We start from the raw sequence: 13,489 nt of genomic DNA on the forward strand, positions 1-13,489 counted from the left end.
TAATGGTTTTGCGTTTGAMGCCAGATACCGGGCCTGATTCCCAGGTCCCTATTTGATTGCAATGAGGGTTTGAACATGAGCCGCGATACCGTCAAGAAGAACATCGAAGCTGCAGCCGAGACAACGCAGGACCAGATCGAGACGCTGCGCAAGCAGGTTGAGCAGATCCTGAACGATTATGTTAACCCGGCTCTGCTTCAGGCAGCAGACCGTACAGAGCATGCCGTTGCAAATGCCCGTAAAATCACTGATCATGAACTTGAAAATGTATCGACGCGTGTGCAGTCGCGGCCTATCGCCGCTATTCTGATTTCCGCTGTGGTCGGTTTCCTGGCGGGCCGTTTCTCCAAGTAATCGGCACGTGACCTTTCAGGCGGGAGGCAGGCCATCCACAGACCTGCGCCCGTCCTGTTAGAAATAAAGGCGAACGATCCTCCATGAAGCCCATTGAACTCGGTCAGGAAGTCCTTTCCGCCCAAGGCCAGATTCTCTCCCGCTCTGCCATGCGAATCGGCCGGAGAGTTGCGTGCGCGCTTGTTGCCGTTGTCTTCCTGCTGTTCGCAGCCATCTCTTTTCATGGCTTCCTGTGGGCGTTCTTCATCAGTGTGGCGGGTCTGAGCTACGTAAAAGCCAGTCTGTGCGTCATTGGTATTGATCTGTTCTTCGTGCTGATTTTTGCAGTTCTTGCAGCATGGTCGATTCCCGACGTTGTCGAGATCGAGGCGCGTATTCGCCGTGATCGCAAGTTGGTCGAACTGAAGCAGTCTGTTGCCATTACGGCGGTTACTGGCCTTCTGCTCGGCCCAATTGGCCGTTTTACGGGCAAAAGCTTCCTGTCCATTCTGAAGAGTTTCTTCAGTCATTCCAAATAAGACATTTTATGACTGATTTTTGTCAAAGCCATCTGGCCAGTTGTAGGTTAATGGCGTAAGCACTTCGCCTGTGCCGTGATTACGCCCTTGGGGGAGTCGTCACGGACTTGCGAGGAGTCCCGTGGAAAGTTCGTCGAACAGTCCGTTAGTTGGCACCAAGGTCACAGCCTGATGCTTACGGAAGTCAATCTCTTCGGCGTCTTTGTCGCACCCCTCTCAATTTACGCCGTTGCAGCAGTGTTCGTAACACTTCTGTTGAGAAGCATTCTGTGGCGAACCGGTGCTCTGAGCTGGTTCTGGCACGTCGCCCTCTTTGAAATAGCGCTCTATGTCTGTGTTCTCTGTCTRCTCATCCTTTACGTCTAGGAGGGGTCGGCTATGAACTGGACCCGCAGTGTGATCCGCGTTCTGCTGACTCTGATTGTCCTGGCGATGGCCATCGGCCTCGGTCGGACCATGTGGGACATTTACGTTCTGGCACCATGGACCCGCGATGGTCGTGTTCGTGTTTACGTCGTAGATGCAGCCCCTGAAGTTTCAGGAACAGTTGTTTCTGTTCCTGTCGTGGATAACCAGTTTGTCCATCGCGGTGATCCGCTTTTCGTTCTCGATCCCGTTCGCTTCCGCCTTGATATTGACGCTGCCCGTGCCCGCCTTGCCGGTGCGGACGAAGACCTCAAGCTGAGATCTTCTGACGCCAAGCGTCGTATGGGCCTCGGTGGCATTGTGTCTGCCGAAGAGCAGGAAGACTTCAATTCGAATGTTGAAACCCAACGCGCCAAAGTAAACGCAGCAAAAGCCGAACTGAATACGGCACTGCTGAACCTTCAGCGTTCCACGGTCTATTCGCCTGTTGACGGGTACATCACTAACCTGAATCTTCGCGTCGGTGATTATGCCCATGCTGGTCAGCCTGGTCTCGCAGTGATTGATGCCCACAGTTACTGGATCAACGGATACTTCGAAGAAACCAAGATGCACGGTGTGCATGTTGGGGACGCGGCCCGTGTCAAACTCATGGGTTACAAGCAGATCCTGCCTGCCCACGTAGTCAGCATTGGTCGTGGTATTAACGACCGTAACGGCGTGTCAGACCGTCTTGGTCTGCCAGACGTGAACCCGATTTTCACGTGGGTCCGTCTTGCGCAGCGTATTCCGGTTCGTCTGGAACTGGATAACGTTCCGCCGGAAATCACTCTCGCGGCCGGCATGACCGCAACCGTCACGATTGGGCGCGAAACGCCGGGCGCCCGTGGCAAGTTGACCACCTGGCTGCAGAATCATCTCTGACATGTCACGCAAGCTTCTGACCCTCGCTCTCAGCACCTGTCTGTCACTTACGGCCTGCACCGTCGGGCCGAACTTCAAGCCAGACAAGATCAAGGTGCCAGACACCTTTGTCGAGCAACCAAAATCGGTGACGGCGGCCGAGATTGCGCGGACCGAAGCAGACATGAAGGACTGGTGGGCCCAGTTCCACGATCCGATGCTCAACGAACTGATCGAGGCTGCGATCAAGGGCAACTATGACCTGCAAATTGCGTCTCAGCATATCATTTCGGAACGGGCTGTTCGCAGGCAGGCGCAGGCAGTTTGGTATCCGCAGCTTGATGCGGCTATGGGCGGAGGTGACGACCGTTATTCTGTCAATGTCGACAACTGGCCGCTCCGCCCTGGAAATCCGGCAAACCGGCCTCAGGCGTCTGTCCTGACCTATGGTGCTCGCGCCAGTTGGGAAATCGATCTGTTCGGGCATATTTCCCGGCAGGTCGAGGAACGTAAGCGGCTCGTTGAGGAATCTCTGGAAAACCGTCGCGCTATTCTGTTGTCGCTGCTGTCCGAAGTCGCATCAGATTATGTGACGCTGCGCGGTATTCAGGAGCGGCTTGCAGTCACGGAACACAGCATTGATGTGGCGCAGCGCTCACGTGAACTGACTGAAAAACTTTATACGCACGGCCTGGGCAATACGCTGGCCGTGGCGCAGGCACAGACAGAAGAGCATCTCGAGCGCTCGCGTCTTGCTCCATTGCATTCGCAGGAAGAGCGTCTGATCCACGCCATTTCCATTCTGCTTGGTGAAATGCCTGGCAAGCTGGAGGAAGAGCTGGACGTGCGGCGCCCTCTGCCGTCTGTTCCTGCGTTCCCAGCGTCCCTGCCGTCCATCGTCTTGGCAAATCGCCCGGATATTCGGGCGACGGAAGCGCATTATGCAGCTGACATGGCTCAGGTGGGTGTAGCGGTTGCCAATCTCTATCCGAAGTTCATGATCCCGTTGACGTTCAATCCGAACGCCTCTGCCGCCTATCAGGCGTTCCAGATGGGTGGCATGGCCTGGAGCTTCATGATGATGGCTTCGCTGCCCATTATTCATGGCGGTCGCTACACGGCAGAAATTGCTCAGGCTCGTGCAGAAGCCGAGGCGAGCCGTCTGGTGTATCGCAAGACAGTGCTGAAAGCCTTTGCTGAAGTCGAAGACTCAATGGGGGACTGGCGCCATGACAATGAACTTGTCACGCAGCTTGAAGAGGCCGCTACGGATTCCGGTCTGGCGCGTGATCGTGCCCAGAAGCTGTTTGGCGCTGGTTTGACAGGGTATCTCAATGTCCTGACGACGGAGCAAACCGCACTTTCTGCTCAGGATCAGGCAGTCGTGGGACGGATGGCCCGTCTTCGTGACGCCATCTCGCTTTACACGGCGATGGGTGCCGGCTGGCAGGGGCGCCAGCTCACGGATACGCGTCTGCCGATTGAAGTTGGAAAGCAAAACGCGCTGGTACGGGCCTTTACGCGCTAAGACAGGATCGGCTCGAAACAGGGCAAGAACAGTTGGAACGAAATCCTGCCATGATGCCTGTCTTTCTGCGTTCATTTGCCTTGGTAGTAGCTGTTGTTCTTGGAACTGGTCTTTCTCAGGCAGCAGCTGAGCGTTCTCTTGAAGCACCCGGTCCACAAGGTCCGCTATCTGGCACTTTTCTGGATGCCGGAAAAACAGCACCCGTTCTTCTGCTCATTCCTGGTTCTGGTCCTACAGACAGAAACGGAGACGCAGCGTCTGGTCTCAAGCCAGGAACGCTGAGGCTACTGGCTGAAGGGCTGGCCGCACGCGGTATTTCAACGGTCCGCGTTGACAAGCGTGGTATGTTTGGAAGTGCGCGGGCCGTTGAAAACGGGAACCACGTTACCATCCAGGATTACGTGACGGACGTTCAGAACTGGATCTCTGTCATTCGTAAAGAAACGGGAACACGCTGCGTCTGGCTTGGTGGCCATAGCGAGGGCGCGCTGGTCGTGCTTGCTGCTTCTGGCCAGAGCCAGGGTATCTGTGGCTTGATCCTATTGTCGGCACAGGGGCGGCCAATGGGTGAACTTATCCGGGCGCAACTTCATGCCAATCCGCATGCGCAGACCGTTCTTCCACAGATTGATAGCACCATTAATGCCCTTGAAGCGGGCCATCGTATGGATCCGTCACAGCTACACCCTGGTTTGCAGCCACTCTTCAACGCGGACGTACAGGGATACCTGATTGACGTTATGCGATATAATCCTGCGGCGCTCCTGAAAGCCTATCATGGGCCGGTTTTGCTGGTGCAGGGCGGAAAAGACCATCAGGTTAGCCCGACAGAAGATCTTCCCTTGCTTCAGGCTGCGGATCCTCAGGCGACGACTGCTTACTTGCCCTCTGCGAGTCACTTTCTGAGAGATGTTCCGGCAATTGACCGAAAAACGATGACCCGCCCCGGTCTTCCTTTTCTTGGCCCTCTCGACCCGGATCTCGTGCCGCATGTTGCGGAGTTTGTCCTCGGTCATTGACCCGGGGCGACGGGCGTCACACATCTGGACGTAATGGAGGAATAAACCAATGGCACAGGATGGTCACCCGGCTGAGGATTACCTCAGACCAAAGCTGGACAGTCTGATTGAAGAAGGTGTGAGCGCGGGATTTTCCCGTGATGTCGTACTTGCCGTACTGATTGATCTTCTGGATGACGGCGCAGCAGAGGATGCGGAGTTGAGATGAAAGACCCTTATTCAGTTCTTGGGGTTTCCAAGACGGCCACGGACAAGGAAATCCGCAGCGCATACAGGAAGCTGGCCAAGCAGTATCACCCGGACCACAACCCTGACAGCAAGGACGCGGAAGAGCGTTTCAAGGCTGTCGGTCAGGCCTATAACATCGTTGGGGACAAGGAAAAGCGCGCGCGCTTTGACCGTGGTGAAATTGATGCCGAAGGGCAGGAGCGTGGCCCGTTTGGTGGCGCTGGTTTCGGCGGTGGTGGCCCGGGTGGCGGGGCACAGGGTTTCCAAGGAAATTTCAATCAGGAAGACCTGGGCGCGTTTTTCTCCGATATGTTCGGTGGCGGTGGCTTCAGTGGGGACTTCCGTCCCGGCGGTACGGCCGGGCGTCGGGCAACCAAGGGCTCAGACCGTCGTTTTTCGGTCACCATAACGTTTGAGCAGTCGGTTCTGGGAACGTCTCTGGATCTGGCGCTTGGGGAAGGCGGGCACACGGAAGTCCGTATTCCGCCGGGTGTTGAAGAAGGGCAGACCCTGCGTGTACGGGGTAAGGGCGCGCCCGGTCGTCCGGGCATGGATGGTCAGCCGGGTGTTCCAGGTGATGCGTTGCTGACGATTTCTGTCACGCCAGACAAGCGTTATGTTCGTGATGGCCGTAACCTGCGCATGACCCAGAATGTCGATCTCAAGACTGCAATTCTGGGTGGGAAAGTGACTGTCGCGACGCCCAAGGGCGATGTCGCGGTGAAGGTGCCCAAGCATTCTGACAGCGGGAAAGTTCTCCGTCTTGCCGGACGTGGCATTGGCGCGGACAAGAAACACCCTGCCGGAGACCTGTTTGTGACATTGCAGGTGCATATCGGGACGGTTTCTCCTGAACTGGAAGCCTTCTTTGCCGAGCAGGAGGCCTGATCATGGGAATGATCCGTCGCGCAAAAGCCCGTATTCCGGACTGGCCATGGCGTCAGATTATTGGTGGTATTTTCGCCATCATCTTCGTCGTGGTGCTGAGCGTGATCGGATCCCATGCCCTCATCCTCGCCGGGGAGTGGCATTTGCCCTAAGATAAAGCCCGTCTTTGTTTCTGACGGGCTTTTCATGACCGCTTATTCCACACCGGCCTCCGGGCAACCGCCAGCGACGACGCGTCGTCGGGCATTTACTGTCGTGCTTGCAATCGAGCTGTGGGAACGGTTCGGCTATTACGGCATGCAGGCAGTTCTGACGCTGTTTATGGTCCAACAGCTTCGGATGGCAGATACGGCGGCCAACCTGATGCTGGGTGCCTTTTCCGCCCTGACCTACATCACGCCTGTTCTCGGTGGCGTGCTGGGAGATCGTGTTCTCGGGACACGGCGAACAATGGTGATGGGGGCAATTGCCCTCGCCATAGGCTACGCCTGTCTTGCGGCGTCCCTGACATCACCGACATTGTTACTGTTGGCCATGGCGCTGATTTCCACAGGAAACGGCCTCTTCAAACCAAATGCAGGCAATCTGGTTCGCCGGATTTATGAAGGTGACAATGCCGCACTCGATGCAGCGTTCACCCTCTATTACATGTCCGTCAATGTCGGTTCGACTGTCTCGATGCTGCTGACGCCTTGGCTTCAGGTCAATTACGGCGCGCCTGTCGCCTTCGCGACCTGTTCAGTCGGGCTGGTTATTGGTCTGTTGTACTATGTGTGGCGTTCTGGGTGGCTCGCTCATACGGCCAGTGCTGTAGAAAAAGAAAGTGTACCTCTCAGTCGCTTTGCTCTGGTCGGGCTGGGCTTGCTTGCGCTGACTGTTTTCAACGCATGGATCATGAGCAGCGATGGTCTTGCCCGGGTCTGTATTCTTGCCGCGGCTGCGTTGCTTTTCCTGGCATGGGTTGTGCTTTACGTTCGTGCACCGGGAGAAGAACGTCCCGGTTTGCGGCTGACATACATGCTGTGCCTGCAAGGCACGATCTATCTCGTCTTTTATCAGCAGATGATCACGTCCCTGACGCTGTTCGCTCTGCGCGATGTCTCTGGCGATTTCAGTATTGGCGGCGTGACACTTTTTCATATGTCTGCCGGGCAGTTTCAGGCGCTTAATCCCATCTGGATCATGGCGATCAGCCCCCTTCTGGCCGTTCTGTATAATCGGCTGGGCGCACAGGGGCGGGATCTGTCTCTGGCTCGGAAAATGCTGATTGGCTACGTCATGGTAGCTATGGCCTTTGCAGTGTGGTGGCTTTCTGCCGTCGGGACGAAAGGTCTGGTTTCCCCTTGGATCATGGTCGCGGGTTACGGGCTTCTGTCTTTTGCGGAACTGCTGACGAATGGTCTGGGTCTGGCCATTGTGGCCCGCTATACGCCAGCCCGCCTGAGTGGCTTCATGATGGGGGCGCTTTATCTGCTATGGGGCATTGCGATGTATGTAGGCAGTGTGATCGCCAATCGTGCGGCCATGCCTGCGGATATGGCAGCTTCTGCGGGAAATGCTCTTTATGCCGGTTTGTTCCGCACATTGTGTGAAGTGGCCGTAGTTATTGTGGTGATTCTGGTGTGCCTGGAACCTCTGACGCGCCGTTGGGACAGAGAACACATAACTGTGAACATGAAACTTCCGCCGAATTGAAAGACGTGAAGGTTTTGTAATTCGGGAGAAAACCTAGGAAAAAGATTAGACATGTTCTGACGTGATGCGGCGGAATTGCCGCATTACGAAAACAACCGTCTTCCTCTCCCTATTCCGGACCGGTATCGGCCTGTATGGGGAAGTCATTCATGATTTCCGGTTACAGGCGACGTGAGAGGGAGACGCGGGAAAAGATGCAGAGGTTTAAAAGCGGTTTGACGAAGGCTCTGGGGGCGGTCTGTCTTTTGAGCACGACACTGTCCACCGTCCAGATTGCATACGCCGAGACGGCTTCTGCCTCCGATCAGGCGAAACCGGGTCAGCCGCGCGCGCACAACAGTGCTGGTCATCCTGTCCTTCGGACCAGATCCATCCAGCCGACCCCTCTGCTGGTCAAACCTGCGCCGACGCCATCGCATCTGGCTGATGTGCAGCCTTCAGATACAACGGAAAACCGTTTTTTCCCTGCCAGTTTTCATGACTGGCTGACGCAGAGCACCATGACTGGTGACTGGGGCGGCTATCGCACCTGGCTAACCGAGAAGGGCATTAATATCGGTGGGCACTTCCTGCAGGACAGCGCGGGAAATCCGATGGGCGGCAAGGCCAAGACTGTTCGATATGCGGATGAATTCGGCCTCAATATCGACTTTGATCTGAAGAAGCTGACCGGTTGGAACCTTGGCCTGTTCCACTTTCTGAGCACAGCCCGACAGGGTCTGGGTATTGGTGCCAAACTTCCGGCACTCGATAGCCCACAGCAGATCTTCGGGTCTGGTGAAACTGTCCGTCTGACGCGTCTGTCATGGGAAATGCCCTGGAACCGCTACGTCTCCACGGAAGTCGGTGAAATCAACACCGAGAATGATTTCGAGCAGTCCTCCATGTACTGGGGCATGAGCCAGTACTGCCAGTTCGAGTCCAACGCTATCTGCGGTATGCCGCAGTCCATTGCGATGAACTCAGGCTATGGTTGGTATCCTACGGCTCATCCGGGAGCATGGGTAAAGTTCTATCCGGCCGGAAACAACCACTACCTGATCCAGTTTGGTGCCTATTCCGTCGATCCGGTTATTTCCAATACGCACAATGGCTGGAAGATGAACCTCCATGGTGCCACGGGAACGTATCTGCCGTTCCAGATTGGCTGGCATCAAGGCGGCCCGGACGATTACAGCGGTCCGCTCCAGACAAATGTGAAGATCGGCGGTTACTGGGATACGTCTGAAGTCAAAGATGTTTATTCTCAGCTCGGGACATTTGGTGTTCCCGCTGAGTATCTGATTTCTGCACCGTCCCAGAAGGTTCGCGGTCGTTTCGGTGGCTGGTTCCAGTTTGACCGTATGCTGGAACGCGATGAGGGGGATCCGAACCGTGGAACGTCTTTCTTCGGATCCTTCACATGGGGCGATCCTCGCACGGCAGTTGCGCCTTACTTCATCACTTGGGGCGTGACCAGAAAAGGAACGTTCCGGAACCGCCCGAACGATACCATCAGTCTTGGCATGAAAATGCTGTGGGTGAACCCGAAGCTGACCATCTGGGCGCGTCAGATGCAGGCTGCCGGTGCAGCGGGGATCAACAAGCCGTCCGGTGAGCATGCCATTGAATTGAACTACGGCTGGCGCCCAACACCCTGGCTCGTGATCCGGCCCGGTGCTCAGTATATCTGGAGTACGGGCGGCACAAATCGCTACAAGAACCCTCTACTGCTCGATTTTGAGACGGGCATTACCTTCTGATTTCTTTGGCAAAAGCCAGACATGAAAAACGCGCCACCCGATCAAGGTGGCGCGTTTTTTTGTGCCAGTCGTCTGACGTGAAATTAGAGGTCGGTCGTGAAGGAGAACTTGAATGTCCGGGGCAGGCCTTCAAGCAGATAGCCGTTGAAGGACGAAGACCAGTAGCGTGTGTTGGCAATGTTATCGACGCCAAAGCGCAGAGTGACAGGCTTGTGGTACGTCGTGAACGTATAGCGTGCTGCCAGATCAAAGCGCGTCCAGACTGGCAGATGCAGGGTATTGGCTGTGTTAACCCACTGCTTGCCTGTATTGACGACACGCCCGACAACGGTGGCTCCTTTCAGGAAAGGGAGGTCGTATTCCAAATTACCGTTGATCGTATAATTCGGAACGCCGATCGCTGTGTTGCCATTCTGCAGGCCGCCTGCCGTATGGCGCAGGTCTGCATCAATCAGCGTCCCACCCCCATTGAATCTCAGTCCCGGCAGGATTTCTCCATTCACGGTGAGTTCGATGCCACGGTTCCGTTGGAGGCCGTCCTGTTTGTAAATGGAGTAACCCGTGCCTTCGATGGGCACATTATAAGAGTTGGGGCGTGAAATCTGATAAAACGCCAGAGCAGCGCTGAAGCGACCAATGTCGTACTTGGCGCCGATTTCATATTGGGCAGACTTATAGGGCGGGAAAATCTGCCCGACATTCCGAGCGCTTGCAGGGGCAGTATCGCCCTGAGACATGCCTTCAATCCTGTTGAAGTAAATGGACGTCTGACGCGTCGGGTGAATGACAAGCCCGACAACAGGTGTAATGGCATCCTGATTATACGGAGTGCTCAGTGCACCGCGGCCGGTGCTGCTGTATTTATACCCGTTGATCATCATGTTCTGGTAGCGGAAGCCCCCGGTGAGGGCGACGCGACCATTCAGGAAAGACATCGTGTCAGAGAAAAACAGGCTGTACAGGCGTGTCCAGTTTGTCGTCTGCGGGTCGTTTAAAACACCCCCGACGAAAGTCTGAGCCGGGGAGGCAAACTGCGGCGTCTTGTAAATGTTGGTGGTCGGAGAGGTCAGGGCCATCGCGTAGGCCGCAGCCGAATCTTCCCAGAGCGCAGAGCCACCAGCATTGACCTCGTGCTTGATGAAGCCCGTTCGGAAGTGCGCCCGAACGCCGGCGCGGGTGCTCTCATTCGTCTGATTGTAAGGCACATACATGCTGCCCGCAGTTGCGGCGCCGGTGGCTGCATCCGTCAGGGTCGGGCTGGAATAGTTGCCCTTCTCATTCGCGTTCAGGGCACCAAAGGCCCCATACAGGGTCATATTTTTGGAGAGATCATGCTCAATGTTCAGCATGCCAAAAATGTAGTTCAGGTCATTATACGCCCATTTCTGACCGAAATTGTGAGACGGGGCGACCGGGCGCGGAACGCTGGTGACAGATGAACTCAGCATCAGCCCAGGGCGGCCACCATCAACGCCTTGATTCTGATAGTTCATGTCCATCGAAATGCGTGTGCTGTTATCGCGGCTGTGCCAGTCAAAATCAGCCCCCAGAGCGGTGGAGTGCCGGTATTCATTATTGATGGAATCTTCGCCGGATTGTCCGGCCACGTTCAGGCGAACACCGAACTGCTTCTCCGTTCCAAAACGACGGCCCACGTCAATGTTGCCGCCCCCCATGGCGCTGCTCGTGTAGTCTCCCGTCAGGCGCGTGATGGGGGCATCCGTCGCATGTTTGAACATCAGATTGATGTTGCCGCCAATAGCAGAGCCACTCGGTGCCGCGCCGTTCAGGAACGCGCTGGCGCCGTTGAGAACCTGAACACTGTCGTAGAGTTGGGGTGAAACAAGCTGCCGGGGCGTGATGCCGTAAAGACCATTGATGGCCACGTCATCACCATTGACGGCAAAACCGCGGATGACAAACATCTCCGAGAAGTTGCCGTATCCATACGTCGTGCGAACGGATGGATCATTTTCCAGAACCTGTCCCAGCGTCTGGGACTGCTGGTTCAGGATCATGCTGGAGGAATAACTGCGAATGTTAAAGGGCACGTCCAGGCCCTTTTTGTTTCCGAGTGCACCAAGCTGTCCGCCACTCGTGACTTCCATCTGGTTCCGGCGCTTGGCCTTTACGATGATTTCTTCATCGGTCGGCGCGGATGATTTGGCCGCGCTGGGCGCTGCCACAGCCTTGTTGGACGCAACCTGGGTCTGGTTCGGCAAGGGACTTGCTGCATAGGCGAAAGCGGGAAGGGTTGTTCCGGCCAGCAGCAGGCAGGCCAGGTGCCTGCGATGGCGAGCAGGTCTGGGGCGGGAAAGCAGATGTGCGCGCACGGAAAGAAGCCTCGATTGGAGGAAAAGATGTGCGCTACATACGGTAATGAGAATTAATCTCAAATAAATCAATGTAACTTAATATGACTGTGCGCGCCGCCAGAATGTGGGCATAAAAAAAGCGAAGCCACTTTCGGCTTCGCTTTGTCGTTTGCTGGCTGTCGATGACTTCAGAGCACAACAGTGAACTGAACGCCCAGAACAGCGGCATCATGGAATGTTGTCGTGGCACTGGGGCGCTGGATGTATTGGAAATCCGGCTGGATTGCCATCGCACGGGCCACATGCGCGCTATAAAACAGTTCGTACACGTTCTCATGGCTCTGCGGGCCATAGACTGTGCCCCACTGGTTATCCTGATACGGCAGGTTGAGCTGCTTGGAGGATTCCTGCTGCAAGGCTGCCGTGGTGCTCATGTCGAAGTGCTGCCACATGGCGCCGACAGTATCGAGCGGACGGCCCCACGCTTTGCCCGTATCAATCATGCCGACCCATGTGTGGTCTCGCATGGCAACGGTCTTGCCGTCACTGTACATGGCGCCCGCCATCAGGATCAGACCGTTTGTATCACCCGGCCCGTTGCGCATGAGCATCTGATCCATAATCAGCCACGCACTGTTTCGCCCGGCTTCATAGCGGCGAGGCAGGCCGGTCTGCTGCCACGAGTTCCCGTGAATGTCTTCGTACAGGTTCAGATAGCGTGAATTGTCGTAGGAATATCCAAGCTCGTAATGACCAACGAGATGGTTTTTCCCAAAACGGGGAATCCAGCCGATTTCGACAGGCGTAGAGAACTTCCCCAGCCCGGATTGTGCCCAGGACCAACCGGAAATGCCGCCGTTGTAAGCGTGTGGGCTTACGGCGAAGAGGCCACCCATGATGTATGTGTTGACCGTCGGCATGACACGGGCAATCGCCGCAAGGTTACCGGACGGCCAGTCGCGGTTGCCTTCGGTATATTTGTTCGGTGCTGGATTTCCGCAGACGGCGACGTTCATGAAGTCGCAGAAAAGCGGCGAGGCAGCAAAGAATGAGCCGACTGGAATCCAGCCAGCGCTGATGTCGATACGGTTATGGTAGAATGATGCCTCTCCATACATCGACACGAGATGCGCTACGACGTTGCCACGTGCACCATAGATTTCCTGCACGGGTGCGATGGAATCACCAAACATCCGGGAGACGTTCTGGCCGTGCCCGTTGACGATCAGGGTGTGGGTCCAGAAGTTCTTGATACCGGCCATCTTGTCCCAGTCGATATCCACTTCAACGCCGACCTGGCCCGTATCCGAATAGGCGCGGTCTTTACCGCCCGTCACGTTGCCGGCGAATTCTTCGTTAACTGCGGCGAGGAGATGAATGCCGTGATTGACAAGCCACGGCTGGATGCCGCCCCAGTCTCCGAAGAAATGCTGTGATCCCATTGGGGCTGCGAAAAACGCACCAGGGTCTTCAACTTCGTCAGGCGTGCCAGCGCTGCGTACGCCGCGCATGTTGTTTTGCAGGATGGGAACGCGTCGCCCTGTATCCATGGGGTGCGATGTCAGTTCGGATTTGCTGTTACCTGCTGAGGGTTCAGCCGACGGGCCTGCTGTTGGAGTGGAACCTGAAGGAGAGGCCGACTGACCCCAGGCTTGGCCTGGCGCAAATGCCAGTGTCGTGGCGGACAGGAGTCCCAGAAAAACGGTCCGCAGATGTCCGGAACGAAAAAGGCGAGCGTGATCAGTCAGCACGACCATAAGGCAGCGAATCTCTCTTCTGTCTGATGATGGCGAACAGGAAGACGGTCTTCTTCGAAGACTTTCCCACAGGGTGGGGCGAAGAAAATGAATTCCAATTTATGGAGTGAGAGGTGGTGTGTCGCAGACCGCCCGACCCGCTGTCAATGCGTGCAAGGGAACTAAAGTGGTTTTGG

The 13,489-nt window shown here is 56.0% G+C and carries 13 protein-coding genes; 11 read left to right on the top strand and 2 right to left on the bottom strand.

The window, feature by feature from the left end; translation table 11 throughout:
* Positions 1-75 precede the first annotated feature (75 nt).
* From KP708_RS12010 to KP708_RS12060, 11 genes are all read left to right on the top strand, one after another.
* Positions 76-354, top strand: coding sequence for a hypothetical protein (locus KP708_RS12010; protein WP_215750987.1), 279 nt, complete (start codon positions 76-78; stop codon positions 352-354).
* Positions 355-437: 83 nt separating this feature from the next.
* Positions 438-872: a hypothetical protein gene (locus tag KP708_RS12015; protein WP_064274741.1), complete on the top strand. Its 435-nt coding sequence runs from the start codon at positions 438-440 to the stop codon at positions 870-872.
* Between the two features lie 171 nt (positions 873-1,043).
* The gene (locus KP708_RS12020) at positions 1,044-1,238 is read left to right on the top strand and encodes a DUF1656 domain-containing protein (protein ID WP_007284708.1); all 195 of its coding nucleotides are present in this window, start codon (positions 1,044-1,046) and stop codon (positions 1,236-1,238) included.
* Positions 1,239-1,250: 12 nt separating this feature from the next.
* On the top strand, positions 1,251-2,162 hold the full coding sequence (locus tag KP708_RS12025) for an HlyD family secretion protein (RefSeq protein ID WP_046900790.1): 912 nt from the start codon (positions 1,251-1,253) through the stop codon (positions 2,160-2,162).
* A 1-nt stretch (position 2,163) separates the two neighbouring features.
* Complete coding sequence (locus KP708_RS12030; protein ID WP_215750988.1) at positions 2,164-3,669, top strand: efflux transporter outer membrane subunit; 1,506 nt, start codon at positions 2,164-2,166, stop codon at positions 3,667-3,669.
* Positions 3,670-3,719: 50 nt separating this feature from the next.
* Complete coding sequence (locus tag KP708_RS12035; protein WP_215750989.1) at positions 3,720-4,688, top strand: alpha/beta hydrolase; 969 nt, start codon at positions 3,720-3,722, stop codon at positions 4,686-4,688.
* A gap of 49 nt (positions 4,689-4,737) precedes the next feature.
* Positions 4,738-4,896, top strand: coding sequence for a hypothetical protein (locus KP708_RS12040; protein ID WP_202207194.1), 159 nt, complete (start codon positions 4,738-4,740; stop codon positions 4,894-4,896).
* Positions 4,893-5,804, top strand: a complete 912-nt coding sequence (locus tag KP708_RS12045; RefSeq protein WP_215750990.1) for a DnaJ C-terminal domain-containing protein — start codon at positions 4,893-4,895, stop codon at positions 5,802-5,804. Before KP708_RS12040 ends, KP708_RS12045 begins: the two co-directional genes overlap by 4 nt.
* Before the next feature lie 2 nt (positions 5,805-5,806).
* Complete coding sequence (locus KP708_RS12050) at positions 5,807-5,956, top strand: hypothetical protein (protein ID WP_167386128.1); 150 nt, start codon at positions 5,807-5,809, stop codon at positions 5,954-5,956.
* Between the two features lie 34 nt (positions 5,957-5,990).
* A complete protein-coding gene (locus tag KP708_RS12055; protein WP_202207196.1) occupies positions 5,991-7,499 on the top strand; it encodes a peptide MFS transporter in 1,509 nt (502 codons plus the stop codon).
* Between the two features lie 194 nt (positions 7,500-7,693).
* Positions 7,694-9,241, top strand: coding sequence for a carbohydrate porin (locus KP708_RS12060; RefSeq protein WP_215750991.1), 1,548 nt, complete (start codon positions 7,694-7,696; stop codon positions 9,239-9,241).
* 83 nt (positions 9,242-9,324) lie between these two features.
* Here KP708_RS12060 and KP708_RS12065 read toward each other — a convergent pair whose 3' ends face one another.
* Both KP708_RS12065 and KP708_RS12070 read right to left on the bottom strand, forming a co-directional pair.
* Entirely contained in the window at positions 9,325-11,574 is a 2,250-nt protein-coding gene (locus tag KP708_RS12065) for a TonB-dependent siderophore receptor (protein ID WP_215750992.1), read from the bottom strand.
* 170 nt (positions 11,575-11,744) lie between these two features.
* Positions 11,745-13,313, bottom strand: a complete 1,569-nt coding sequence (locus KP708_RS12070; RefSeq protein WP_215750993.1) for a carbohydrate porin — start codon at positions 13,311-13,313, stop codon at positions 11,745-11,747.
* Between the last annotated feature and the right edge of the window lie 176 nt (positions 13,314-13,489).

The sequence above is a fragment of the Gluconobacter sp. P5H9_a genome (assembly GCF_018812085.1).
Taxonomy (GTDB): domain Bacteria; phylum Pseudomonadota; class Alphaproteobacteria; order Acetobacterales; family Acetobacteraceae; genus Gluconobacter.

Excerpts from the sequence above, each read along its gene's own strand:
- KP708_RS12055 (WP_202207196.1), top strand. The coding sequence starts at position 5,991 with ATGACCGCTTATTCCACACCGGCCTCCGGGCAACCGCCAGCGACGACG.
- KP708_RS12030 (WP_215750988.1), top strand. The coding sequence starts at position 2,164 with ATGTCACGCAAGCTTCTGACCCTCGCTCTCAGCACCTGTCTGTCACTT.
- KP708_RS12040 (WP_202207194.1), top strand. The coding sequence starts at position 4,738 with ATGGCACAGGATGGTCACCCGGCTGAGGATTACCTCAGACCAAAGCTG.
- KP708_RS12045 (WP_215750990.1), top strand. The coding sequence starts at position 4,893 with ATGAAAGACCCTTATTCAGTTCTTGGGGTTTCCAAGACGGCCACGGAC.
- KP708_RS12025 (WP_046900790.1), top strand. The coding sequence starts at position 1,251 with ATGAACTGGACCCGCAGTGTGATCCGCGTTCTGCTGACTCTGATTGTC.
- KP708_RS12015 (WP_064274741.1), top strand. The coding sequence starts at position 438 with ATGAAGCCCATTGAACTCGGTCAGGAAGTCCTTTCCGCCCAAGGCCAG.
- KP708_RS12060 (WP_215750991.1), top strand. The coding sequence starts at position 7,694 with ATGCAGAGGTTTAAAAGCGGTTTGACGAAGGCTCTGGGGGCGGTCTGT.
- KP708_RS12050 (WP_167386128.1), top strand. The coding sequence starts at position 5,807 with ATGGGAATGATCCGTCGCGCAAAAGCCCGTATTCCGGACTGGCCATGG.
- KP708_RS12070 (WP_215750993.1), bottom strand. The coding sequence starts at position 13,313 with ATGGTCGTGCTGACTGATCACGCTCGCCTTTTTCGTTCCGGACATCTG.
- KP708_RS12010 (WP_215750987.1), top strand. The coding sequence starts at position 76 with ATGAGCCGCGATACCGTCAAGAAGAACATCGAAGCTGCAGCCGAGACA.
- KP708_RS12035 (WP_215750989.1), top strand. The coding sequence starts at position 3,720 with ATGATGCCTGTCTTTCTGCGTTCATTTGCCTTGGTAGTAGCTGTTGTT.